The sequence below is a fragment of the Flavobacterium nitrogenifigens genome (genome assembly GCF_003254565.1).
In the GTDB taxonomy this organism is placed as follows: domain Bacteria; phylum Bacteroidota; class Bacteroidia; order Flavobacteriales; family Flavobacteriaceae; genus Flavobacterium; species Flavobacterium nitrogenifigens.
In genome coordinates this window covers 234557-258422 of the sequence record NZ_QJRI01000178.1, presented here as the reverse complement: position 1 = coordinate 258422, position 23866 = coordinate 234557, and the positions used below count along the sequence as shown (strand labels likewise).

The following is a 23866-nucleotide window of genomic DNA, read 5'->3' as shown; positions in this document are numbered from 1 at the left end:
ACAGAATGAATCAAACAAAATATATTTTTGTTACAGGAGGTGTGACCTCTTCATTAGGAAAAGGAATTATCGCGGCATCTTTGGCAAAATTGTTACAAGGAAGAGGATACCGTACAACTATTCAGAAATTTGATCCATACATTAACGTTGATCCGGGGACACTAAACCCATATGAGCACGGAGAATGTTATGTGACAGATGATGGAGCTGAAACTGACTTAGACTTAGGACACTACGAGCGTTTCTTAAACGTTCCTACTTCTCAGGCTAATAACGTTACTACAGGAAGAGTTTATCTTTCGGTTATTGAAAAAGAAAGAAGAGGAGAATTTTTAGGAAAAACAGTTCAAGTTGTTCCTCATATCACAAACGAAATCAAAGACAGAATGCAATTGCTAGGTAAATCTGGCGATTATGATATTGTAATTACTGAAATTGGTGGTACTGTTGGTGATATTGAATCTCTACCTTATATAGAATCTGTTCGTCAATTGGTTTGGGAGTTAGGTGAAAATAACGGAATCGTGATTCACTTAACATTAGTTCCTTATTTGGCAGCAGCAGGAGAGTTGAAAACAAAACCAACTCAGCACTCTGTTAAAACTTTAATGGAGAGCGGAATTAAAGCAGATATTTTGGTTTGTAGAACAGAGCACGAATTGTCTCAGGAATTACGTCAAAAATTAGCTTTATTCTGTAATGTGAAGAAAGAAGCTGTTATTCAGTCAATTGATGCTTCTACTATATATGAAGTTCCAAATTTAATGCTTGAAGAAGGATTAGACGTTGTAGCTTTAAAGAAATTAGATTTACCTAAAAAAGCATCTCCAGATCTTAAAAATTGGAATACTTTCTTAAAAAGATTAAAAAGTCCAAAACAAACGGTAAATATTGGTTTGGTTGGTAAATATGTAGAAATGCAGGATTGTTACAAATCTATTTTAGAGGCGTTCATTCATGCAGGAGCTGCAAACGAAACAAAAGTAAACGTAATTTCTATTCACTCAGAGCATATTAATGCTGAAAACGTGGAAGAAAAATTAGGAACTCTTGATGGAGTTTTAGTTGCTCCAGGTTTTGGTGAAAGAGGTATTGAAGGAAAAATCGAAGCAGTTCGTTTTGTGCGTGAGAACAACATTCCTTTCTTCGGAATTTGTTTAGGAATGCAGATGTCTGTTATCGAATATTCTAGAAATATTTTAGGTTACGCTGAAGCGAATTCTACTGAGATGAACGATAAAACGCCTCATCCAGTTGTAAGTTTAATGGAAGAGCAGAAAAACGTAACAGACAAAGGAGGAACAATGCGTTTAGGTGCTTGGAAATGTGATATTAAACCAGATACTTTAGCATACAGAATTTACGGAGAAAAAATTATTTCGGAGCGTCACCGTCACCGTTATGAGTATAACAATAAATATGCTGATGAATTGCAAAAAGCGGGTTTAAAAGCTTCTGGAGTTAATCCTGATACAGGATTAGTAGAAATCGTGGAGCTTGAAAATCACCCATTCTTCATTGGTGTACAATACCACCCAGAATACAAGAGTACCGTTGCAAATCCGCATCCTATTTTTGTGAACTTTGTGGCAGCTGCTGTAAATGCACATAAAAAATAATAATTATATTCTGTGAAGATGTAACATTTGAGTTAAACTCATTACTAATAAGCTTCAACGAATAACTTTTTTAAATTAATAATGGAAGAAAAAAAATTAGACCTCAATTCAATCATTGGTTTTGTATTGATCTTTGGAATTTTGATTTGGATTATGTATCAAAATCAGCCTTCTGAAAAAGAAATTGCTGCTGAAAAAGCCAAGAAAGAATTAGTCGCTAAACAAGAAGCACAAGCAAAAGCAGATAAAGCTAAAACTGCATCATTACCAGCTGCAGCTGTAACTCCTGGAGATACAGTTCAATTGGCTCAATTGCAAAAAACTTTAGGAGGATTTGCTTATTCTGCAACACTTCCTTCTGCAAAAGAAGCTTTTACTACAATCGAAAACGAAAAATTAAGATTAAAGATTGCTAATAAAGGCGGATATATTGTTGAAGCTACTTTAAAAGAATTCGAAAGATTAAAAAAAGGTTCTGGACAATTAGTTGAGTTAATTAAAAACAACAACTCAAATTTAAATTTACAGCTTCTTACTACAGACAATAGAACATTAAATTCTAAAGATTTATATTTTGAACCAACATTAGAAAAAATTGGTGCAGACCAGGTTCTTTCTATGCGTTTGAAAGCTGGAGCAAATGAATTTTTAGAATATAAATACATTCTTAAACCTAACGATTACTTAGTTGGTTTTGATATTCGTTCTCAAGGATTAAACAGAGTTTTAAATTCTGCTAAACCAGTTGATTTGCAATGGGATTTAAAAACATACAGAAACGAAAAAAGCGTTGCGTATGAAAATCGTTATGCACAAGTTGATTTCAAATACGAAGAATCAAAATATAATAACGTAAGTTCACACGGACAAGGAAAAGAAGAAACTCCTACTAAAGTTAGTTATGTTGCATTCAAACAGCATTTCTTTACTACAATTTTATCTACAGAAAAACCTTTTGAAACTTCAAAATTACAATCTGATGATTTAGTTAAAGACGAAAAGATTGATACTGTTTTTACTAAACAGTTTAGAGCTAATTTACCTTTAGCGTTTTCAAATGGAGAGATCGATTACAAAATGAGTTTGTATATGGGTCCTGCAGATTATAAAACATTAAAAGCATACGATAAAAACTTCGAAAAGATTATTCCGCTTGGATGGGGAATTTTCGGATGGATCAACAAATGGATTTTCATTCCATTATTCGGATTCTTAAGTTCAACAATCGGATTGTCATTAGGTATCGCGATTATTATTTTTACAATTATCATCAAATTGGCAATGTCGCCAATTACATATAAATCATTCTTGTCTCAGGCTAAAATGAAAGTTTTAAGACCTGATATCGCTGAGTTGGGAGAGAAATTCAAAAAAGACCCAATGAAGAAACAACAGGAAACAATGAAACTGTACAACAAAGCAGGTGTAAACCCAATGGCAGGATGTATCCCGGCATTGATTCAGTTGCCATTTATGTATGCATCGTTCCAGTTTTTCCCTGCGGCGTTTGAATTAAGACAAAAAAGTTTCCTTTGGGCAGACGATTTATCTTCTTTTGACTCGGTTGTAAAATTACCATTCACTATTCCAATGTATGGAGATCATATTAGTTTGTTCCCAATTTTGGCTGCAATTGCAATTTTCTTCTACATGAAAATGACTTCGGGAGATCAGCAAATGGCTGCTCCTCAGCAAGAAGGTATGCCAGATATGGCAAAAATGATGAAAATCATGATTTATGTTTCGCCATTAATGATGTTAATTTTCTTCAACAACTACGGTTCAGGATTATCTTTATACAACTTCATTTCGAACTTAATTACAATCGGAATTATGTTTGTTATCAAGAATTATATTGTGGATAGTGATAAGATTCACGCTCAGATTCAGGAAAACAAACAAAGAGAGCCTAAGAAACCAAGTAAGTTCCAGCAACGTCTTCAAGAAGTAATGGAACAGCAAGAAGCAGCAAAAGCTCAGAATAAAAAGAAATAATTCTCAATAAAAAAATCTCGATTTATCGGGATTTTTTTATACCATTATACTTTATAATTAAGATTTTCGTTTAGCTTAAAAATAGAATTTACCATGATCTCAAAAAAAATCATATTTGGATTAGTATTCCTAACCACATTAGTTTCGAATGCGCAAACTGATATTAATAAAGTCGACGCAGCAGGAAAAAAAGACGGACTTTGGAAAGGCACTTATGCTGAATCTAAACGCCGTCGCTACGAAGGAACTTTTGATCACGGAAAAGAAACTGGTGTTTTTAAATTTTTTGATGATACTAAAAAAGGAGACGTTGTGGCTACAAGAGATTTTAGCGCAAATGATGGAAGTTCGTACACTATTTTTTATGATCAGAACAAAAACAAAGTTAGCGAAGGTAAGGAGATAGGAAAAGCTCGTGAAGGGGAATGGAAATATTATCATAAAGCTTCTAAAGTTTTGATGACGGTTGAGAATTATAAAAATGGAAAGCTAGAAGGTTTGAAATCTATTTATTATCCAAATGCTCAATTAGCAGAGGAGATGACATATAAAAATGGTTTAAAAGAAGGACCGTATAAAAAAATAGGACAAGACGGAACACTTTTAGAAGAATCTTATTTCATGAATAATGAATACAACGGACAGACTGTTTTCTATGACTCAGACAAATCGGTTGCTTCTAAAGGTAAATTTGTAAATGGTAAAAAGGCGGGAATCTGGCAGTTTTATCAAAAAGGGAAATTGGTAAAAGAAGTAAATATGAGTGATCCTAAAAACACGAATAAAGCTTCAGAAAAAGGTACGGCACCGAAAAAGTAGTAGTCTAAAAAGTTTAGAATTCATTCATTAAAAAATAAAATAGGTAAAGAATAAATTGATTACATTTGAGTAACCAATTATTCTAACCAATGGATTTAAATGAACTTTTAGGACGATTTTCACTGTTGTTTTGCTCAATTTTAGTTCTGTATTTTTTTTCCAACAGAAAAGATAATGCAACCATAAATCCGTTGATGGTTATTGTTGGGCTTTGTACTTTTTCGCTTTGTTATCTTTTTACTAAAATAGAAATTGGAGTAGGAATAGGGTTTGGATTATTTGCGATTTTTTCAATACTTCGTTTTAGAACACAATCCTTTACCGTAAACGCAATCATCTTTCTATTTGCAACAATCACGTTGTCTATTTTAGACATTATGTATCCGTTTGAAAAGATTGAATTACTGCTGTTCTTTCAAATAATTATTATCGGATTTTATATTGTCGCTTCAATTATTGTCAATAAAAAAGCTTCGAAATATCTGAATTCTGTAGATCTGAAAATTCCGCTTGACGATAGTTTTTCTTTAAATTCAGAAGTAATTAGAAAATCAATTCAAGATAAAATTAAGATTGATGATTTTGATTTTAGAATTGTCTTAATCAATACAGCAACCAACGAAATAGATTTATTAGTATTCTATTAATCGTTGAAAGGACGAACTTGTTTGATGTATAGATCTCTTTTTTCGCCGACAATTTTAAACTCAATATCTACAGGATGAAATTGGTTTTTGCGCCAATAGCGATACATTTTGGTTTCAATTTTTTTACTGACATCATACAGATTGCTCATTTCTTTTCTGGTTAATAAAGGCTCGTTATTATTCAGATTTGAATTTGAAGTATAATCGATATCAAAATCGGTTTCGTCTTTTCCGTCATTAAAATGATAGGCAACAAATTGCTCACAGATTTCTCCTTTTTCGGGTTTTACAACCGAGTTTTCTCCTTTTTGAACATTAACTGTAATTCCTGGAAAGTTCTCTCTAAATATATTTTTAGTGATAATAACGCCATTTGCCAATTCGTCAGGAAATGAACGATGTACTAAAACCCCCATGGCAATATTCTGCTGATCAATTCCAAAAAGTTCTCTTTCGTTATAAGAAGCCTCATTCCAAACACTTGCCCAGACCTGTTTGATGGCTTTTTCGAAAGTTTTGATAGAATCGCCTATAATTCCTGTTTTCGAATCATATAATCCTGCACCATTAAAGTCATCCAAATCTTCTGCATTGGTAGATGAACGAAATCTGAAATTTTTGAATTTTGCATCTTTAAAAGCAATGTTCAATTTCGAAATTAATTCTGGATCAATATGTTCTTTTTTGATGGCATCTCTAATCTTCTTAAGCTGTTTATTAATCCAAACTGCCGAATCTTTTTGAGGAAAAGCCAAAAGTTCTGCAATTAGCGGAGAAATAGATGCTTTCTGAATGTGTTTTGTGTAAAAATAAAACGGAATAGCATGTGCATTTTCTGGAACTTTAAACGGAATTTCTTTCGAAATAGCAATTAAGTACGCCATGTTTTGTGCCTTCGAACCAATATAATTAACTCCCTTTTTTGGAATTTCAGATAAGTTGACTAATTCGGTAACGCTATTATCAATAATTAGGTTTTTCTTTTTTCCAGCAGATTTTACTGGAATCTTTTTGGTTGTTTCTTTAATAAAAAAAGTATCGACTTCGATTTTTAGTTCTACTTTTTTAGACAACAATTTTTTGATGTTATTATCCTTTTCAATATCAGTGTAAGCCATTATTGGAATCTTTCTGTTTTTTCCTAAAAGAACTAAATGGCTTAACGGAGTTTGAAGTTCATTTACAATAATTCCTCGAACGTTTGGAAGTATATCCGGAGTTCCATCCAAAATAATGATTTCATCAGAATTAGGTTTTACAGTCTCTAATTCTTTGATTTTGTATTTTTTTAGAATTCCAATATTACTGCCGCGAACGACTTCCTGATATTTAATTTCCCCAAAAATATAATCTGATTTTACACACGGAATTTTGAATTTCTGCTGTTGAAGCCATTCCATCATTTCTGGATTATTCAGATAAAATTTTAGTTTTTCGCCTATAAATGTGGAATTTTTAACCATACCAAAAAAACGTTCAATCAATGGTAAAGGCATATGATCTGAAGCTGCGAGTTCAAAAATCCATTTATCGGTTCCTTTTATGTGGTTTAAATTTCCGAGAAGAAAATCTCTATTTTTTTCTGTATCGCTATAATTTTCATTATTGAAAACTTCGAGATCTTGGCTGTAGCCTAAATAATTAACTACAAAATCGTAATGAAGCGGAATAACGCTGCTGTTGAAATAATACATTTTCTGTTTTCGAAGGTCATAAATCACTTTTACAGATTCGATATTCGAAAATTTATCAGACAAAGGTTTTCCTCTAAACGCCTTATACGCTTCATAATTTGGCAGAGACGCGCTAAATCGCTGTGCGCTTAAAGAAGTTAAGGCAAGAAAGAAAAACAGGCTGTAAATGTATTTTTTCATGTTTTAAAAATGTATGATTAAATGTACTTAAAAAAGTAATAAGTTTTATCTACTGCGGGATTGCTTAAACTAATGAAAACCATGCTGAAATTTTCTATTATTTGGCGTATCTTTGCAACCTTAAAAAATTAAACATTTTAAAATGAAACGAGTAGTTGTTGGACTTTCAGGTGGAGTAGATTCTAGTGTTGCAGCCTATTTATTGCAGCAGCAGGGATACGAAGTTATTGGCCTTTTCATGAAGAACTGGCACGATGATTCGGTTACTATTTCGAACGAATGTCCTTGGCTTGAGGATAGCAACGATGCTTTGCTTGTTGCTGAAAAACTAGAAATCCCGTTTCAGACTGTTGATTTGAGCGAAGAATACAAAGAAAAAATTGTTGACTACATGTTTAACGAATACGAAAAAGGGAGAACTCCAAATCCTGACGTGCTTTGTAACCGCGAAATCAAATTTGATGTGTTTATGAAAATCGCTCTAAGTCTTGGTGCAGATTACGTAGCAACAGGGCATTACTGCCAAAAAAGCGAAATCGAAGTGGATGGAAAAACGGTGTATCAATTGATTGCCGGAAATGATGTGAACAAAGACCAATCTTATTTCTTATGCCAGTTGTCTCAAGAGCAATTGTCAAAAGCTTTGTTTCCTATTGGAGCTTTAACCAAACCAGAAGTACGCGAAATTGCTGCTGAAATGGAATTGGTTACAGCAGAAAAGAAAGATTCTCAAGGTTTATGTTTTATTGGAAAAGTTCGTCTTCCAGAATTTTTACAGCAAAAACTACAGCCAAAAGAAGGTAAAATTGTTCAAGTAGATAAAAATGATCCTATCTATACTATTGAGAAATCGGCTGAACTTTCTTTGGAAGAAAGATTAAAGTTAGAATCTCAAAAACTAGACTATATTCCAACAATGGGAAAAGTGGTTGGAAAACACCAAGGCGCTCATTATTTTACAGTTGGACAAAGAAAAGGTCTGAATGTGGGAGGGACAACAGATCCTTTGTTTGTAATTGCCACAGATGTTGAAACCAATACTATTTATACAGGTATGTCGAGCCTGCATCCAGGTTTGTTTAAAAAAGCACTTTTTGTTGGAAAATCTGAAGTACACTGGATTAGAGAAGACATGACGCTAAAAGCAGGAGAAAAAATGGAGGTAATGGCAAGAATACGTTACCGTCAGCCATTGCAAAAAGCGGTTTTGTATCAGTTTGAAGACGGAATGTATGTGGAGTTTGAAGAACCGCAGTCTGCCATTACAGAAGGACAATTTGTTGCTTGGTATTTAGAAAATGAATTAGTTGGTTCGGGAGTAATTTCTTAGCTTTATACTTTATTTGGGAGTGAATCCCTTAATGGTATAAATTGATGAGATATAACTTTACTTTTCTTTTATTACTTCTTTCGTTTACGGTATTTTCACAGGAAGATGCGTGGGTTTATTTTAATGGTAAGCCTAATGCACAAGCTTTTTATGACAATCCGTTAAGCGAACTTTCACAAAGAGCTTTGGATCGAAGAACGAACCAGAATATTGCTTTAGATATTACTGATGCTCCTTTGGAAACTTCGTATGTAAATCAAATTACATCAAGTGCAGGAATTACGGTAAAAGCGCAGTCTAAATGGCTCAATGCGCTTCATATTCAGGGGACTCAATCGAACATTAATGCCTTAAAGACACTGTCTTTTGTTTCTAGAGTAGAATTTGCCGATAGAACTTTAAATACTACAGGGAAAAGAGTTTCTGAAGCTTCGGTAAACCAAGTTCACAAACAGTTAAAAACTGCAATTGATTATTCTTACGGAAATTCGGCAAATCAAATTCAGATGTTGAATGGACAAGTTTTACATCAGCAGAATTATACTGGCGAGGGGAAAATCATAGCTGTTATGGATGCTGGTTTTCCAGGTGTGAATACAGCTCAACCTTTTGAAAATCTTAGAAATAATAATAAAATTCTAGGCGGTTACGATTATACTACTAGAAACAGCAATTTTTACACAGGTGGCTCTCATGGAACTTCGGTACTTTCAACTATGGGAGGGTATACAGTAAATTCTTTGGTGGGAACAGCTCCAAATGCATCATATTACCTTTTTATCACAGAAATTGATGCACAGGAGATTCCGTTAGAAGAATCGCTTTGGGTTGAAGCGGCAGAAAAAGCAGATGCTTTAGGTGTTGATATCATTACTACTTCATTGGGATATTTTTTGGATAGAGATGAAATTAGATATAATCATACTTATAGCGAGATGAACGGAATTACAACTTTTATTTCTCGCGGTGCAGAGATAGCTTTTGACAAGGGAATTTTGGTTTTGGCTTCTGCTGGAAATGAAGGAAATCAGCCAGAAAACCATATTGGTTCGCCTGCAGATGCGGTTTCAGTATTAGCAATCGGTTCTGTTAATGCATCAAAAGTAAGAGCTAGTTCAAGTTCAATCGGACCAAGTTACGACAACAGAATAAAACCAGATGTTATGGCGCAAGGAGTATCAGCTACAGTTTCTGATGCAAATGGGAATATTGGCACAGCAAGCGGAACGTCATTTTCATGTCCGATAATGGCAGGAATGGCCGCTTCTTTATGGCAGGCGTTTCCATCAAAAACAAATAAAGAAATAAGACAGATGATTTTGCAATCTGCTGATAGATATGCCAACCCTGATAACAATTACGGATACGGAATTCCAAATTTTGGTGCAGCATTAAGCGTTGACAGTTTTATTGCGGAGGCTTCGTTTGCAGTTTATCCGAATCCAACCAAAAATGAAGTTTCGTTTTCTTTTTTGAATGAAAATAATACAGCATCGATAACCATTTATTCTATCTTAGGACAAAAATTGATAGAAGAAAAAGTTAATAGTTCAAATCCAGTTCTTTCCTTACAATCACTTCAAAGCGGGTTGTATTTGTATAGTTTTGATGCCGATAATCTGCATAAAACAGGAAAGATAATCAAGCAATAATTTTAATGAATAAAATCACCCAACTTTTCAATATAAAATATCCAATCATTCAAGGCGGAATGATCTGGAACAGCGGTTACAAATTGGCTTCGGCAGTCAGTAATGCGGGAGGTTTAGGGCTTATTGGTGCAGGTTCGATGTATCCAGAAGTTTTAAGAGAACACATTCAGAAATGTAAAAAAGCAACCGACAAGCCTTTTGGAGTTAACATTCCGATGTTATATCCAAATATTGAAGAAATTATGAATATTGTAGTCGAAGAAGGCGTAAAAATTGTCTTTACTTCCGCTGGAAATCCAAAAACTTGGACTTCTTTTTTGAAAGAAAGAGGAATTACAGTGGTTCATGTGGTTAGCAGCAGTGCTTTTGCTTTGAAAGCGCAAGATGCTGGAGTACATGCAGTTGTAGCCGAAGGTTTTGAAGCTGGAGGTCATAACGGTCGTGAAGAAACTACAACACTGACTTTGATTCCGATGGTTAAAGAAAAAATCAAGATTCCGTTGATTGCTGCAGGAGGAATTGCTACAGGAAGAGGAATGCTGGCTGCAATGATTTTGGGAGCAGACGGTGTTCAGGTTGGAAGCCGTTTCGCTGCTTCTATAGAATCTTCATCACACAATAATTTTAAAGAAACGATAGTTAATACTTTAGAAGGAGGTACGCAATTGACTTTGAAAGAATTAGCGCCGGTTCGATTGATAAAGAACAAGTTCTATCAGGATGTTCAGGACCTATATCAAAAATGCCCTTCTAAAGAAGATTTGGTTCAGCTTTTAGGAAGAGCAAGAGCTAAAAGAGGAATGTTTGAAGGAGATTTGGAAGAGGGAGAATTAGAAATTGGACAAGTAGCAGGTCTGATTCATAAAATTTTGCCAGTTGAAGAAATTGTTCAACAAATGATAGCCGAATTTGAAACCGCATCCAAAGAAAAGATTACATTTGAGTTTTAATTACCTGCAAGAAATATTTTATGAATTCCCTACGCCCCTACATATTGTTATTGTTTTTAGTTTTTGGATTGCAACAAGTTCAGAGTCAGTCTTATCATTTTAAAACTTCGGGATTTAGCGTTCTAGAAAAAAATGAAAGAGGCAAATGGGGAGAATGGTCTAATCTGGATTTGGTAAATCTTTCGGTGGTTTTAGATACCAATAAACATAGAATTGTTGTGTATTCTCAAGAAATTCAACTATACAATATTTTAGATTATATAGAACGAGAAGAAAATGATACTGATATTACCTATTCTTTCATTTGCAAAGATAATGACGGACGAGAATGTAAATTATCTATCATAACTCGAAAAAAGCAGGACTATCGAAAACAGCTTTATATCAATTACGATGATCATATAATTGTGTATAATATTATTACTGTGTAGTTAAGGTTCTAAGATGCTAAGTTTTTTTAGGATTTAGATAAAATAATAAACCCGACAGGTTTTTAAAACCTGTCGGGTTTGTTATATAAATTTAAAGCTTAGTAAATCAGTACCTTAGCATCTTAGAATCTCAATTTTCCACATCTTTAATGAACTCATCATATTCTAAATAGAACATTTCTAGAGCATGCATATTTTCGTTGAAGAAATCGAAAATAGTATCCCAAGTGTTTTTATTGCTGAAGCCAACACCAAGTTTTTCAACCCATATTCGGCTAATGGTTTTGCCGCTTTCAAGAGTATAATTTTTCTCAAAAACTAGATCTTTAATAAATTCTTCTTCGAGAATGTTTTTTAAAGCCTCGAGTTTTTCAAAATAAGCAATGCGTTTTTCATCGCTTCGCTGTTCAATGTCAATTAAAACCTGAGCTTTTTTGTTGTCAACATAAAACTTAAAAGAAAAGTCTTTAATCTTTGTATCATAAAGTACCCATTTACGAGGATATTTTTCGGCAAAAGCTACCCAAAATTCTCTTTTTATTCTTTGTGATTCTTCTTTGCTGTACATTTTTTTAGGCTTTAATAGTAGAAAACTTGTAGCACTGCGTTTTCTGGAGTATATTTATGTTTTATTTGAAAGTACAAAAATAAGCTTTGATTATGAATTTTCAAGACTTTTTGAAATATGTTCCCAATATAATTCCAGTAGAGCTGCCAGCTGTAACATCGCACTTAAAAATGGCTCCAAAAGAGCGTATAGAGGGATTAAAAAATCTTGATATTAATACGTTAAACGCCAGAATGGCGGGAGTAATGATGTTGTTTTATCCCAAACAGGAAAAAACACATCTGGTTTTGATTGTTAGAAATGCTTATGAAGGTGTTCATTCGGCACAGATTGCATTTCCTGGCGGGAAGTATGAAAAAGAAGATTTAAATTTTGAGACCACAGCACTTAGAGAAACCCATGAAGAGGTCGGAGTTACAAGTGATAAAATAGATATTATTAAACGTTTCTCGCCGATGTATATTCCACCAAGCAATTTTTTGGTGCATCCGTTTTTAGGAATTGCCAAAGAAGAACTTTCTTTTTATCCCGATATAAGAGAAGTTGCCGGAATTATCGAACTGCCCTTGTCTGTTTTTTTAAATGACGATATTATTATCGAAGCCAGATTATCAACTTCTTATGGAGCAAATATTTTAGTTCCTGCTTTTAATATTCAAAATCATATTGTTTGGGGAGCCACGGCAATGATTTTGAGCGAACTGCGAGATGTCTTAAAAGAAGCGATGGTGAAATAAGTTCGATAAAGTTTATTTAATAATTTGATATTCATTTGAATAACTCTTAATTGCAGAAATTGTTTTATAGTGTTGCTAAAAGAATAATTTTTGTATGTTTGCGACCTAACAAAAAAATAAGACAAATTAGTTATGGGATTGTTTAAACGAAATCCTTTTGGGCATATATTATTCATCAAGAAATGGTTAATCCGAGTTCTAGGTGCCATGACTCATAAGAGATATAGAGGTTTTAACGAATTGCAGATTGAAGGATCTGAAATTATTAAGACACTTCCAGATACTAATGTTTTATTTATTTCCAATCACCAGACCTATTTTGCAGACGTTGTAGCGATGTTTCATGTTTTTAACGCCAGTTTATCAGGACGTCAAGACACGATTAAAAATATCGGTTATTTATGGCAACCTAAAATGAATATTTATTACGTTGCAGCAAAAGAAACCATGCAAGCAGGATTGTTGCCAAGAATTTTAGCTTATGTTGGAGCAATTACAGTCGAGAGAACTTGGCGTGCAAAAGGTGTTGATGTTACCGAAAAACGAGAAGTAAACCCGAACGATACAGAAAATATCAGGATTGCACTTGAAGACGGCTGGGTTATTACTTTTCCTCAAGGAACTACAAAATCATTCAAACCCGTTCGTAAAGGGACTGCACATATCATCAAACAACACAAACCGCTTGTTATTCCAATTGTAATTGATGGTTTCCGCAGATCATTCGACAAAAAAGGACTTCGAATGAAGAAAAAAGGAATCCTGCAATCTTTCATCATCAAAGAACCTCTTGATATTGATTATGAAAATGATACGATCGAACAAATCGTTGAAAAAGTAGAATACGCAATCGAACAGCATCCATCATTTTTAAAAGTCATTCCTGCTGAAGAAATCAAAGCACAAGAAGAACTTAATGAAATGAGAAGATGGAGTTACAAGGATTCTGAAAATGAATATTAGATTTAAAAATCAATTTTTTTCAATTCTTTATAATTAGTATATAATCTGCGTAAAAGTGTTCCGTAAATCACTCTATAGAAACACCAGAACAATCCAAAAAAGCCTAAAATTACAAGGAATAATATACCAATTGTAACAAACATAGCTTTACCGTTCATGGCTAACTTTTCTCTAAGAAACTCCATGTCTGGATTGTATACAAAAGCAATAAAGAAGCTTAAAATGGCTGTAATTACAATCATTCCTAAATTGTACCAAACATAATATTGAACCGTTTTACGGGTTTTTAAAATAGCGCTCATTAAAGATTTTGTGGCTATTGTGGTCGAAATTGTTTTGTAGTTTTTATAGAAAATGTAAACAAAAATTAAAACTACAACATAATTGAAATAGGTAAGGAACTCTAAGGCGGTTACAATTTCAGGGTGATTCATTTTGTGCAAGACATCATCTGTATTGATGAAAATGTTTGAAAATGTCCAAAACGAAATTTCCAAAATACTGATAATCAAAATCCACTTTACAATGGAAGATGACTTTCTGTGAATCATCTTATAGATTTCGTTTTCAGAAATTTGTTGAAAAGAATCAGAGTTCTTTTGCCAGTCTTTTTTTAATAAATCCAGTTCTTTCATAATAATTTTTAAGGATTTAGTATTTTTTTAAGTTTCCCCTTAATTCTGTTCATTTTCACGCGCGCATTCACTTCGCTGATTCCTAGGGTTTCAGCTATTTCTTGATAATCTTTGTCTTCTAAATACATAAAAACTAATGCCTTTTCGATGTCATTTAATTGATAAACTGCTTTGTACATCAGTTTAATCTGTTCTTCTTCTTCATAATTGTAGTCAACATCTTTTACAAAATGCTGATGGTTTTCATAATCTACGGTCGATATAGTTCTTTTGGTTTTGCGGTATAAGGTAATCGCTGTGTTTAAGGCAACACGATATGTCCAAGTCGAAAATTTACTGTCGCCTCTAAATTTTGGATAAGCTTTCCAAAGCTGAATGGTAATCTCTTGAAACAGGTCTTTATGAGCATCTTCGCCAGCAGTATATAATCTACAAATCTTGTGGATTATATTCTGATTTGCCTGCAGCTGCGCAACAAATGACTGTTCTAGATTTTCGCTCATATTTATATTAGTAGTTGTGAAATCATTTTTGTTACAGTTGATGTTTTATTTTTTGCCACGAATTACTCAAATTTCTCGAATTACTTCTCAAACAGAATAGATTAAAGTTGAGTTTTCTAAAATTTGTGCTAATTTGTGTAATTCGTGGCAAACTTTATAGTTCTCTTGTTTTATAGTAATTAATCGTCAAATCGATGAACTTACTATAGCTTTCCATTCCATCTTTCTGGTTATTCGTTTTTAAAAAATTATCCCATAAAAAATGAAAGCCTTTGTCTATAAAGGTGTCGTATTTTTTCCAGAAATCATGGCTTTCTTGAAAGTTTTTTAAAATTCCAACGTGAACGGTTTTCTTTAATTGGTTAAATATCTTTTCATTTTTATATTTCCAAATTCCTAAACAATAGCTTAAAGTAAAACTATATCCTGAATATTGATAGTATAAATTGTCATTTTTGACAGAAGCCAAAAGGCCAATAAAATTGCATTCACTTTCACTAGCAAAACCAATCTGATGTGCCATTTCGTGAGATGTGGTGAGAGGGAAGTTATGCATTGGCAATAAATAATTAATCTGAGCTTCGTTTGTAAAAGGATTTAAGTAACCTCCAAAGCCCATGTAAGTCAATGGAACGCTGAATAATGAGTTTTTTACGCTTAATGTTTCGTATTTAAAATAAGGGTGTTCTTTTGCTAAATTATCATAACCGTTTAAAATCAACTGAAATGATTCTTTTTGAGAGTATGGAAAAACAACTTTAGCACTGTCATTTTTTGTTATTTGAAGCTGAACTTCATTTGTCTTAGCAATTAATCTTTTAGTGAAATTTAAAAGATCAGCATCAGTATATTCTCTCTTGATTTCCATTTTTTCAAAAAGAGGTTTGCGATAATAATTGAAAGCCCAAAGCAGATGGAAGAAAAAGTAAAAAACAGAAATCTTACCCAACATTGTTAGAAGGTGATCTTTCCAATCTGTTCTCCAAGTTTTTCTGATTTTCCAAAACCAGCTAATTATAGAAATTAGTAAAAGAGCATAAATGATGTCACCAACAGAAAATGGGACTTTGCCTAAAAGCGTTCTTGAAAAATGGGAAATTCTAACAAATAAGTTTTTGCTATAAAAACCCTCCACAAAATCTGGAAAGTACGGAAGGATTTTATAAAAAATAATCTGAACTATTAGAAATAAGGGTAAAACGTATTTTGATTTCACAAGGTAAATTTTAGATACGTAAATATAAATACAATATCGAATGATCGAAAAAAGTTTGTCACGAATTCTACGAATTTTCGGTAATTATTGATTTATTCAGTTTTAGAGCCGTTTTAATTTGTGCTAATTCGTACAATTCGTGGCAAAAAAGCAATTAAACTTTGTAACTTTGAAGCTGTTAATTGTTAAACATCAAACAAAATATAATGAGTCAAGAAATAAGAAATCTGGAGCCAAAAGCACTTTGGAACAAATTTGCAGATTTAAATGCTGTTCCGCGTCCATCGAAGAAAGAAGAGCGTGTAATTGAGTTTATGAAGAACTTTGGAAACAGCTTAGGTCTAGAAACTTTCGAAGATGAAATCAGAAACGTAATCATTAGAAAACCGGCAACTCCAGGAATGGAAAACCGTAAACCAATCGTTATGCAAGGGCATTTAGATATGGTGCACCAAAAAAATGCAGATACAGTTTTTGATTTTGATACTCAAGGAATCGATATGTATGTTGATGGTGACTGGGTTCGCGCGCGTGGCACAACACTTGGAGCAGACAATGGGCTAGGAGTGGCAACTATTATGGCTATTCTAGAAAGCAAAGATATTCCGCATCCTGCAATTGAAGCTTTGTTTACCATTGATGAAGAAACTGGAATGACAGGAGCTTTAAACTTAAAAGGAGGAATTCTTCAAGGTCAGATTTTATTGAATTTGGATACTGAAGAAGATGATGAAATTGATATCGGTTGCGCTGGTGGAATTGATGTAACAGCAACAAGAACGTATCATGAAGAAGAAGTTCCAGAAGGTTCTGTTGGTTATACCATTACAGTAAAAGGACTAAATGGAGGGCATTCAGGAATGGATATTAATAAAGGTCTAGGAAATGCCAACAAAATCATGAACCGTTTGTTATTTGATGCATTTGAAAACTTCGGTTTGCAGATTGTTGAAATTAACGGAGGAAGTCTTAGAAATGCAATTCCGAGAGAAAGTGTTGCCAAAGTAATTATTTCTCAGATGTTTGATGAGGCTTATGTTTATGATATGCAGGAAATCATTTCTGATATTAAAGCAGAATATAAAACAACTGAACCAAACTTATCTATTGAAATCGTAAAAGGCGATTTGCCTGAGAAAGTAATGGAGCTTGGTGTTCAAGAAGGAATTATCAGAGCGATTTATGCAGCTCAGAATGGGGTTTATAAAATGAGTGCTGATATGGTAGACCTGGTTGAAACTTCAAACAATATTGCTCGTGTTGTTATCAAAGACGGAGAGATTTTGGTTGGGTGTTTAACACGTTCTTCTGTTGAATCTTCAAAATTTGATTTGGCTAATTCGTTACGTTCTGCTTTTGAATTGGTTGGATGCGAAGTAGAACTTTCTGGTTCTTATCCAGGATGGACGCCAAATGTAAATTCTGAAATCTTAGAAGTTTTAAAAGAGATATACGAAAAACAAAATGGCGAACAGCCAAAAGTTGTGGCTTGTCATGCTGGTTTAGAGTGCGGAATTTTAGGAACAAATTATCCAGATATGGACATGATTTCTTTCGGTCCAACTATTCACGGAGCACATTCTCCAGATGAAAGAGCAAGTATTTCTTCTGCTCAAAAATATTGGAGATTTGTATTAGAAATTCTTTCTAATATACCAGTTAAATAAATAGTTTTCAGTCACAGTCTCAGTACTCGGTTTTATAAAACTGCACACTGAGACTGTAAACTAAACTGAGACTAAACTAAAAAGTCCCCGTCTATTATTAGCAATTCGACACCTTTAGTTGTAATAGAGCGATGAGAACTCATATCGTCAGAAACAATATAAGTCATTCCTTTTGTTAATGTCATTTTTTCACCGTTATCTAATTCGCTGATGAAATCCCCTTTCAAACAATGTACAATGTGTCCTTTTTGGCACCAGTGATCAGCAAGATAATTTTTACTGTAAACAACTTTTCGAACACGTAGACCTCCTAATTGTATGGTCTGCCAATAAGCTGTTCCGGTTTCTCCTATGTGTTCTGTTTTTTCAATTTGACTCCAATCGATCGTCTGAAAAGGTATTGTAGACATTTTTTTTGTGGTTTAGGTTGTTAGTAGTTATATTTAAAACAAAAAAAAATCCTCAGTTTTAAAAATGAGGATTGATTTTTTATGTTGTGAGTTTAATTTCGTTTCAAAACTTTATACTGTTCGTAACAAGCACTGATTGCATCCATAATCTGGAGGTCATTTGCTGTCTGAATGAATGAATCAGAATAATTGCAACGATGCATAATTTCAGGAATTTCGTCTTTGCTAATGCCTAATAATACTGCAACCGTTTCGCGATCGTATTTAGATTCTAAAAGTGTTCGTACAGTGTCATCCTTTTTCATTTCCTTTAGCTTCTTGAGTTCTTTTCCATTCTTTCCAAAGAAATTATAGAGCATATCGGCAGGATTGAAAATGGAACCGAGGACTTTTCCAAAGGCATTTGGTGCATATTCTCCAGCTTCATAACCTTGTGTAAGACCAGAAATACTGTAACGATAGTTTTCTTTTGTTGGAATTAATTTTGAGTCAATTTCAAGATATCCTGTTAGAGAGAACGGAGCAATAACAACCTCTTCCAAAGCAATTGCTTTTTCGGTAAGCTGAATTCTAGTTACTTTATTTTTAATCCAGTCATTTGTAACTCTGATTCTTAGCGATTGAAATCCTAGGATAGAAAAATGTAGCGTATCGTTGACTTGTACATCAATTTCAAAATATCCTTTTTCGTCAGATTTTGCACCACGCACTTTGTTGGTGTTAATGATGTTTACTCCAGCAAGTGGTTGTTTGCTGTCGTCATTGATAACGTAACCTGAAACTCTTTGTGGAACTGTTGGCTGTGCATCTTGCGTATCTTGCGCAAAACCAATGTTAGCGAGAAGTGTAAAAAAGAAAATTGCGAAATATTTCATATCCTGATTTAAAGCTCTAAAAGTAGTAAATAGGGATTAAATATCTCGCAGTCTTGGAATTTAATTATAAGAAAATTAACAAAGACATTGATAAGATTATTGGATATAAGAAAAAATCCCAAATTCCGTATAAAATTGGAATTTGGGATTTTGTATTTTAAGAAATTGAAGTATTAATCTCTTCTTGATCTTCTTGGTCTTGAACTATCTCCGAAGTTTTCTGAACGTCTTGGAGCTCTATCTGAACCACCTTCGTTTCTTGGAGCAGAGCTTCTAAAACCGCCTTCTCTTCTTGAAGATGAGTTTCTGTCGCTTCTAAAACCTCCATCACGAGATCCGCCTTCGCGTGAACCTCCGTCTCTTGAAGAACCTCTATCGCTTCTGAATCCGCCTTCACGTCTTGGAGCGAAGTTTCCTTCTCTTCTTCCAGAATCACGTCTTCCGCCACCACGGTTGTTGTGGTCACGTCTTCCGCCACCGTCATTTTTAGAAATCTCAACATTAATACGACGACCTTCTAATTGTACGTTGTTTAAAACGTCCATTACTTTGTCTGTATGCTGTGGATCTGTGTTAAAGAAAGAGAAACCTTCTTTTACATCTACTTTAAAGATATCATCACGACCTAAATCTAATGTTTCTTTCAAGTAATCTTTTAATGACATCCAGTCGAAGTTGTCTCTAGAACCGATGTTCACAAAATAACGAACTGCTCCATTATTGCTGAATTCTCTTGGTTCAGAATCGCCTCTTTCACGTCTTTCGCCACCACCTACAGAGATATCTCTGTTTTTCTTGTAATAAGTGATGAAACGGTTAAATTCTACTGAAACCATTTTCTTAATCAATTCTTCTTTAGATAAATCTTCAAGAACATTATTGATTGCTGGTAAGTAGTTGTCAATTTCGTGATCAACCTCAGTATCTTTAATTTTGTTTGCTAAGTGTAATAGCTGAATTTCGCAGATTTCGATTCCAGAAGGAATAGTTTTTTCTTCGAATTTTTGTTTGATGATTCTCTCGATAGAAGAAATTTTACGTAACTCGCTTTTTGTAACAATTACAATAGAAGTTCCTAATTTTCCAGCTCTACCAGTACGACCGGAACGGTGGTTGTAAGTTTCGATTTCGTCAGGTAATTGGTAGTTTACAACGTGTGTTACGTTATCAACGTCAATACCACGTGCAGCAACGTCAGTAGCAACAAGCATCTGAATTTGTCTTCCACGGAACGATTTCATTACACCATCACGTTGTGCTTGAGATAAATCTCCGTGTAACGCAGCGGCGCTATATCCATCTTCAATTAACTTCTCAGCAATAGCTTGTGTGTCTCTTTTTGTACGACAGAAAACTACAGAGAAAATGTCTGGATTAGCATCAGCTAAACGTTTTAAAGCTTCGTAACGATCACGAGCATTTACTAAATAAAATTCGTGAGAAACCGTAGATGAACCTGAGTTTTTAGCACCAACAGTAATCTCAACTGGTTCGCTCATAAATTGTTTTGCAATTCTAGCAACCTCTTGCGGCATAGTTGCAGAGAACAACCATGTGCTTTTTTCGTCTGGAGTATCTGATAAAATAGATACGATATCATCATAGAATCCCATGTTTAACATTTCGTCAGCCTCATCAAGAACACAGTAATCTATGTTTTTAATGTTTACTAAACCTCTGTTAATCATGTCTTGCATTCTTCCTGGAGTTGCCACAATAATTTGTGCACCTCTCTTTATTTCTCTTGCTTGCTCTGTTATACTAGCTCCTCCGTAAACTGCTACCACATTAATACCTTTTTCGTATTTAGAGTAGTTTTTAAGTTCGTTAGTAATCTGTAAACATAACTCGCGTGTTGGCGATAAAACTAATGCTTGTGTATTTCTGTTGTCGGCATCAATTTTTTGAATTAGCGGAAAACCGAAAGCTGCCGTTTTCCCTGTCCCTGTTTGAGCCAACGCAACCATATCCGTGTCTTTTTCCAATAATAGGGGAATCGCCTTTTCCTGTACCTCTGACGGATTTTCAAATCCTAGATCTAAAATCGCCTTCAGTAACGATTCATTCAATCCTAATTGTTCAAATTTATTCATATGTGTTTTAAAATAGGGTGCAAAATTACTGTTAATTATTCAGATAAACTAATGCAATTTTAAGAATTATGTATTTGTTAGGAATTGATTATCAAAAAGTTACAGTTTTATTAAAATAAATTTTTCCAACAAATGAGGAAACACGCCAAAAATTACGTCGTAAAATGTAAAATTTAGCTTCTAAAATGTTGTATTTTAAACAATTATTTTGTGGTGCTCAGGAAATCAATGAGTTGCTTAACCGCTTTTCCGCGATGGCCTATTTCATTTTTTGTTTCCAAAGGCAGTTCTGCAAAGGTTTCAGTAAAATTTTCGGGTTTAAAAATAGGATCATAACCAAAACCATTTGTGCCTGTTTTGGTTAAAGTAATTTCTCCTTTTGCAATTCCGGTAAACAAATATTGTTTTCCATTAAGGTTTAAAGTTATAACGGTCTTGAACTGCGCACTGCGGTTTTCTTCATTTTTTAAAGCTTCTAAAAGCTTATCCATGTTATCATCGGCATTTTTTTGCTCGCCTGCATATCTCGCAGAATAAACTCCAGGTTCTCCATTTAAAGCATTTACTTCCAGACCTGTATCATCAGCAAAACAATCATAACCATATTTTTCGGTTACATAATCAGCTTTTAAAATAGCATTACCTTCTATTGTATCTGCTGTTTCTGGAATGTCTTCTAGACAATTAATATCTTCTAAGCTTAAAATTTTAATGCTTTCTGGAAGCATGCTTTGAATTTCTGCAATTTTATTTTTGTTATTTGATGCGAAAACTAGATTCATGATTGTAGTGTTTTAAAAATGATTTTTCAGTAATAAAGGCAATTGCAATTCCAAACGTATAAGCAAGAATATCAGACCATAAAAATCCTTGACCTAATACATATTTGCCCAAAAGTGTTTTCCTAAGATCAACAATCCATTCGCTTTGATAAAGCTGTAAAAACTCAATGCAATAACAAATAAAAAGAGAAAGTAGTATAATAAAGAAGAACTTTTTTGATGGAAAAAACACTCGAACTAAAAAGTAAATCATCGCGGCATATAGAAAATCGCCGATCCATAAAGGAATAAAAGAGATTTTTCTTGAAAGTATTCCACCGAAAATAATGCAAAGAAAAACTAAGAAATAATAGATTCTTGATTTGTTCAAAATAGGTTTTTGCTGTAACAATTGTACATATTTAGTTAGACAAAAATACAAAATCCAAATTGATTTACTTTATTTCATACATTTATGGGTTTAATTAATTATCTATCAAAATAACCACATGAAGGCAAAATTTTTTACCCTGATTGCAGCTTTGTTCCTTTTAGGAAATCAAGGCTATTCTCAAAAAAATAATTCGTTTAATATTAAAAAACAATTGGATTATTGCGCAGAACAAGCTTCAAAAACTTTAAAAGTAATTCCAAATGATGGGACTTCTCCGAGAACAGTTCCAAACGGAAGCAATGAATGGAAATTTGTTGGGTACAAAGATTGGACTAGCGGATTCTGGCCTGGAGAATTGTGGTTTTTGTATGAAGCAACCAAAGATAAAAAATGGGAAAAAGAAGCTGATAAATTTAGTCGTTTTTTAACGCCATTATCTACAAGTAAAGCAGGAGATCACGATTTAGGTTTTCAGGTTTTTAATAGTTTCGGGAATGGATACAGATTGACTAAAAACCCGGAATACAAACAGATTATTTTAAGAACTGCAGATACATTGGCAACACTTTTTAATCCGAAAGTGGGAACAATTCAATCTTGGCCTCACAATAAAATGGGAGGACACAATACCATTATTGATAATATGATGAATTTGGAGCTTTTATTTTGGGCTTCAAAAAATGGCGGAAGTAAAAAATTATACGACATAGCTGTAAAACATGCTGAAACTACAATGGCAAATCATTTTAGACCAGATAACACTTCTTATCATGTCATAATTTACGATTACGAAACTGGGAAAAAGATAAAAGGAAGAACTGCGCAAGGATATAGTGATGACAGTATGTGGGCGCGTGGTCAGGCGTGGGCGATTTACGGTTTTACAATGACTTATAGAGAAACAAAAGATGCTAAGTTTTTAGATTTTGCTCATAAAGTAGCAAGAGTTTATTTAGATAAATTAACAACTGAAGATTTAATTCCGTATTGGGATTTTAATGCGCCAAATATTCCTAATGAACCTCGAGATGCTTCGGCCGCAGCCATTGTTTCGTCTGCACTTTTAGAATTAAGTTCATATACAAAAGACAAGAATTTAAAAGCAGAATATTTAACGAAAGCTAAAAAGATGATTGTTTCGCTTTCAGATAATTATCAAAGTCATGATGTAAATTCGGCATTTTTACTGCATTCAACAGGACATAAACCAGCAAACAGTGAGGTAGATTGTTCTATAAATTACGCAGATTATTACTATCTTGAAGCACTTTTAAGACTTCAAAAACTAAAATAGAAAAATTATGCTAAAGAGAATAAGCCAGATTGCTTTTGCAATAATTGTGGTATTGACAGTTGTAAGCTGTAAAAATACCAAACAAAAGCTTCAAGAGTATGTTGTTACATACAACAAAAATATTGCTCCAAGTTTTAGAGCCGAAAATGTAAAGCTTACTACGGCAAGAGGTTATATTAACGATGATAAAATTGAATTACGTTTTGAAACTGATTTAGAACAAAATGAAGTGAATAAATCGGCATCTGTAATTTCTTTTCCAAAATTGATAAAACTGATGATCGATAAGGACGAGATTCCAAGGCAATTGATTGAAGAAGGAGTTCAATTTGATGTTTATTTTCTTGCAGATGATAATACCGTTTTAGACAAAGAAACCTTAACGGGAGAATCGCTTAAAGATTTTTTGAAATAAAAGATTGAGCTTTGTAGA

Annotated in this window: 23 protein-coding genes; 13 read left to right on the top strand and 10 right to left on the bottom strand. The window is 33.7% G+C overall.

Features of this window, described 5'->3' with window-relative positions; all coding sequences use genetic code 11:
- The first annotated feature begins 5 nt into the window (after positions 1-5).
- The 4 genes from DM397_RS16920 to DM397_RS16905 all read left to right on the top strand — a co-directional run bounded on the left by DM397_RS16920 (position 6) and on the right by DM397_RS16905 (position 5080).
- Positions 6-1619 (top strand): CTP synthase, encoded by a 1614-nt coding sequence (locus DM397_RS16920; protein ID WP_111378661.1) that lies wholly within the window; start codon positions 6-8, stop codon positions 1617-1619.
- A gap of 81 nt (positions 1620-1700) precedes the next feature.
- Positions 1701-3614 (top strand): membrane protein insertase YidC, encoded by a 1914-nt coding sequence (yidC, locus tag DM397_RS16915; protein ID WP_111378660.1) that lies wholly within the window; start codon positions 1701-1703, stop codon positions 3612-3614.
- A gap of 93 nt (positions 3615-3707) precedes the next feature.
- The gene (locus DM397_RS16910; protein ID WP_111378659.1) at positions 3708-4433 is read left to right on the top strand and encodes a toxin-antitoxin system YwqK family antitoxin; all 726 of its coding nucleotides are present in this window, start codon (positions 3708-3710) and stop codon (positions 4431-4433) included.
- A gap of 89 nt (positions 4434-4522) precedes the next feature.
- A complete protein-coding gene (locus DM397_RS16905) occupies positions 4523-5080 on the top strand; it encodes a DUF4956 domain-containing protein (protein ID WP_111378658.1) in 558 nt (185 codons plus the stop codon).
- Here the strand turns inward: DM397_RS16905 and DM397_RS16900 are convergent.
- The gene (locus tag DM397_RS16900; RefSeq protein WP_111378657.1) at positions 5077-6954 is read right to left on the bottom strand and encodes a PEP/pyruvate-binding domain-containing protein; all 1878 of its coding nucleotides are present in this window, start codon (positions 6952-6954) and stop codon (positions 5077-5079) included. The two genes, DM397_RS16905 and DM397_RS16900, sit on opposite strands and share 4 nt — an antisense overlap.
- 142 nt (positions 6955-7096) lie before the next feature.
- Here DM397_RS16900 and mnmA point away from each other — a divergent pair, with 142 nt between their 5' ends.
- The 4 genes from mnmA to DM397_RS16880 are packed head-to-tail and all read left to right on the top strand — an operon-like array spanning position 7097 to position 11317.
- Positions 7097-8284, top strand: a complete 1188-nt coding sequence (gene mnmA, locus DM397_RS16895; protein WP_111378656.1) for a tRNA 2-thiouridine(34) synthase MnmA — start codon at positions 7097-7099, stop codon at positions 8282-8284.
- Between the two features lie 44 nt (positions 8285-8328).
- Positions 8329-9936 carry a S8 family serine peptidase gene (locus tag DM397_RS16890; protein WP_111378655.1) on the top strand — a complete coding sequence of 536 codons (1608 nt, stop codon included), beginning with the start codon at positions 8329-8331 and terminating at the stop codon, positions 9934-9936.
- Between the two features lie 5 nt (positions 9937-9941).
- A complete protein-coding gene (locus DM397_RS16885; RefSeq protein WP_111378654.1) occupies positions 9942-10886 on the top strand; it encodes an NAD(P)H-dependent flavin oxidoreductase in 945 nt (314 codons plus the stop codon).
- A 20-nt stretch (positions 10887-10906) separates the two neighbouring features.
- Positions 10907-11317 (top strand): hypothetical protein, encoded by a 411-nt coding sequence (locus DM397_RS16880; protein WP_111378653.1) that lies wholly within the window; start codon positions 10907-10909, stop codon positions 11315-11317.
- Positions 11318-11447: 130 nt separating this feature from the next.
- On the opposite strand, the gene DM397_RS16875 is transcribed toward DM397_RS16880, so the two are convergent.
- Positions 11448-11885, bottom strand: coding sequence for a DUF4268 domain-containing protein (locus tag DM397_RS16875; RefSeq protein WP_111378652.1), 438 nt, complete (start codon positions 11883-11885; stop codon positions 11448-11450).
- A gap of 92 nt (positions 11886-11977) precedes the next feature.
- Between DM397_RS16875 and DM397_RS16870 the strand changes: the two genes are divergently transcribed.
- Entirely contained in the window at positions 11978-12622 is a 645-nt protein-coding gene (locus DM397_RS16870) for an NUDIX hydrolase (RefSeq protein WP_111378651.1), read from the top strand.
- Between the two features lie 132 nt (positions 12623-12754).
- A complete protein-coding gene (locus tag DM397_RS16865; RefSeq protein WP_111378650.1) occupies positions 12755-13585 on the top strand; it encodes a lysophospholipid acyltransferase family protein in 831 nt (276 codons plus the stop codon).
- Positions 13586-13587: 2 nt separating this feature from the next.
- Here DM397_RS16865 and DM397_RS16860 read toward each other — a convergent pair whose 3' ends face one another.
- From DM397_RS16860 to DM397_RS16850, 3 genes are all read right to left on the bottom strand, one after another.
- Positions 13588-14220, bottom strand: a complete 633-nt coding sequence (locus tag DM397_RS16860) for a hypothetical protein (protein WP_111378649.1) — start codon at positions 14218-14220, stop codon at positions 13588-13590.
- Between the two features lie 8 nt (positions 14221-14228).
- Entirely contained in the window at positions 14229-14723 is a 495-nt protein-coding gene (locus DM397_RS16855; RefSeq protein ID WP_008462500.1) for an RNA polymerase sigma factor, read from the bottom strand.
- A gap of 154 nt (positions 14724-14877) precedes the next feature.
- Positions 14878-15939 (bottom strand): DUF3810 domain-containing protein, encoded by a 1062-nt coding sequence (locus DM397_RS16850; protein WP_111378648.1) that lies wholly within the window; start codon positions 15937-15939, stop codon positions 14878-14880.
- A 206-nt stretch (positions 15940-16145) separates the two neighbouring features.
- On the opposite strand from DM397_RS16850, the gene DM397_RS16845 reads away from it, so the two are divergent.
- Entirely contained in the window at positions 16146-17606 is a 1461-nt protein-coding gene (locus tag DM397_RS16845) for an aminoacyl-histidine dipeptidase (protein ID WP_111378647.1), read from the top strand.
- Between the two features lie 71 nt (positions 17607-17677).
- Here the strand turns inward: DM397_RS16845 and DM397_RS16840 are convergent, their stop codons facing one another.
- From DM397_RS16840 to DM397_RS16820, 5 genes are all read right to left on the bottom strand, one after another.
- The gene (locus tag DM397_RS16840) at positions 17678-18016 is read right to left on the bottom strand and encodes a DHCW motif cupin fold protein (protein WP_111378646.1); all 339 of its coding nucleotides are present in this window, start codon (positions 18014-18016) and stop codon (positions 17678-17680) included.
- A 92-nt stretch (positions 18017-18108) separates the two neighbouring features.
- Positions 18109-18891 (bottom strand): carboxypeptidase-like regulatory domain-containing protein, encoded by a 783-nt coding sequence (locus tag DM397_RS16835; protein WP_111378645.1) that lies wholly within the window; start codon positions 18889-18891, stop codon positions 18109-18111.
- A 173-nt stretch (positions 18892-19064) separates the two neighbouring features.
- A complete protein-coding gene (locus DM397_RS16830) occupies positions 19065-20984 on the bottom strand; it encodes a DEAD/DEAH box helicase (RefSeq protein ID WP_111378644.1) in 1920 nt (639 codons plus the stop codon).
- Between the two features lie 203 nt (positions 20985-21187).
- Positions 21188-21766, bottom strand: a complete 579-nt coding sequence (locus DM397_RS16825; protein WP_111378643.1) for a non-canonical purine NTP diphosphatase — start codon at positions 21764-21766, stop codon at positions 21188-21190.
- Complete coding sequence (locus DM397_RS16820; protein ID WP_111378715.1) at positions 21741-22136, bottom strand: ribosomal maturation YjgA family protein; 396 nt, start codon at positions 22134-22136, stop codon at positions 21741-21743. The genes DM397_RS16825 and DM397_RS16820 overlap by 26 nt, the downstream gene beginning before the upstream one ends.
- 118 nt (positions 22137-22254) lie before the next feature.
- On the opposite strand from DM397_RS16820, the gene DM397_RS16815 reads away from it, so the two are divergent.
- Together DM397_RS16815 and DM397_RS16810 are read left to right on the top strand one after the other, a co-directional pair.
- Positions 22255-23433 carry a glycoside hydrolase family 88 protein gene (locus tag DM397_RS16815; RefSeq protein ID WP_111378642.1) on the top strand — a complete coding sequence of 393 codons (1179 nt, stop codon included), beginning with the start codon at positions 22255-22257 and terminating at the stop codon, positions 23431-23433.
- A 7-nt stretch (positions 23434-23440) separates the two neighbouring features.
- Positions 23441-23848, top strand: coding sequence for a hypothetical protein (locus DM397_RS16810; RefSeq protein WP_111378641.1), 408 nt, complete (start codon positions 23441-23443; stop codon positions 23846-23848).
- The last annotated feature ends 18 nt before the right edge of the window (positions 23849-23866 follow it).

What these genes read in the sequence shown, in the direction of transcription:
- yidC (WP_111378660.1), top strand. Translation starts at nt 1,701, where the DNA reads ATGGAAGAAAAAAAATTAGACCTCAATTCAATCATTGGTTTTGTATTG.
- DM397_RS16845 (WP_111378647.1), top strand. Translation starts at nt 16,146, where the DNA reads ATGAGTCAAGAAATAAGAAATCTGGAGCCAAAAGCACTTTGGAACAAA.
- DM397_RS16885 (WP_111378654.1), top strand. Translation starts at nt 9,942, where the DNA reads ATGAATAAAATCACCCAACTTTTCAATATAAAATATCCAATCATTCAA.
- mnmA (WP_111378656.1), top strand. Translation starts at nt 7,097, where the DNA reads ATGAAACGAGTAGTTGTTGGACTTTCAGGTGGAGTAGATTCTAGTGTT.
- DM397_RS16810 (WP_111378641.1), top strand. Translation starts at nt 23,441, where the DNA reads ATGCTAAAGAGAATAAGCCAGATTGCTTTTGCAATAATTGTGGTATTG.
- DM397_RS16905 (WP_111378658.1), top strand. Translation starts at nt 4,523, where the DNA reads ATGGATTTAAATGAACTTTTAGGACGATTTTCACTGTTGTTTTGCTCA.
- DM397_RS16920 (WP_111378661.1), top strand. Translation starts at nt 6, where the DNA reads ATGAATCAAACAAAATATATTTTTGTTACAGGAGGTGTGACCTCTTCA.
- DM397_RS16900 (WP_111378657.1), bottom strand. Translation starts at nt 6,954, where the DNA reads ATGAAAAAATACATTTACAGCCTGTTTTTCTTTCTTGCCTTAACTTCT.
- DM397_RS16865 (WP_111378650.1), top strand. Translation starts at nt 12,755, where the DNA reads ATGGGATTGTTTAAACGAAATCCTTTTGGGCATATATTATTCATCAAG.
- DM397_RS16840 (WP_111378646.1), bottom strand. Translation starts at nt 18,016, where the DNA reads ATGTCTACAATACCTTTTCAGACGATCGATTGGAGTCAAATTGAAAAA.
- DM397_RS16860 (WP_111378649.1), bottom strand. Translation starts at nt 14,220, where the DNA reads ATGAAAGAACTGGATTTATTAAAAAAAGACTGGCAAAAGAACTCTGAT.
- DM397_RS16830 (WP_111378644.1), bottom strand. Translation starts at nt 20,984, where the DNA reads ATGAATAAATTTGAACAATTAGGATTGAATGAATCGTTACTGAAGGCG.
- DM397_RS16910 (WP_111378659.1), top strand. Translation starts at nt 3,708, where the DNA reads ATGATCTCAAAAAAAATCATATTTGGATTAGTATTCCTAACCACATTA.
- DM397_RS16880 (WP_111378653.1), top strand. Translation starts at nt 10,907, where the DNA reads ATGAATTCCCTACGCCCCTACATATTGTTATTGTTTTTAGTTTTTGGA.
- DM397_RS16890 (WP_111378655.1), top strand. Translation starts at nt 8,329, where the DNA reads ATGAGATATAACTTTACTTTTCTTTTATTACTTCTTTCGTTTACGGTA.
- DM397_RS16870 (WP_111378651.1), top strand. Translation starts at nt 11,978, where the DNA reads ATGAATTTTCAAGACTTTTTGAAATATGTTCCCAATATAATTCCAGTA.
- DM397_RS16825 (WP_111378643.1), bottom strand. Translation starts at nt 21,766, where the DNA reads ATGAATCTAGTTTTCGCATCAAATAACAAAAATAAAATTGCAGAAATT.
- DM397_RS16815 (WP_111378642.1), top strand. Translation starts at nt 22,255, where the DNA reads ATGAAGGCAAAATTTTTTACCCTGATTGCAGCTTTGTTCCTTTTAGGA.
- DM397_RS16855 (WP_008462500.1), bottom strand. Translation starts at nt 14,723, where the DNA reads ATGAGCGAAAATCTAGAACAGTCATTTGTTGCGCAGCTGCAGGCAAAT.
- DM397_RS16875 (WP_111378652.1), bottom strand. Translation starts at nt 11,885, where the DNA reads ATGTACAGCAAAGAAGAATCACAAAGAATAAAAAGAGAATTTTGGGTA.
- DM397_RS16835 (WP_111378645.1), bottom strand. Translation starts at nt 18,891, where the DNA reads ATGAAATATTTCGCAATTTTCTTTTTTACACTTCTCGCTAACATTGGT.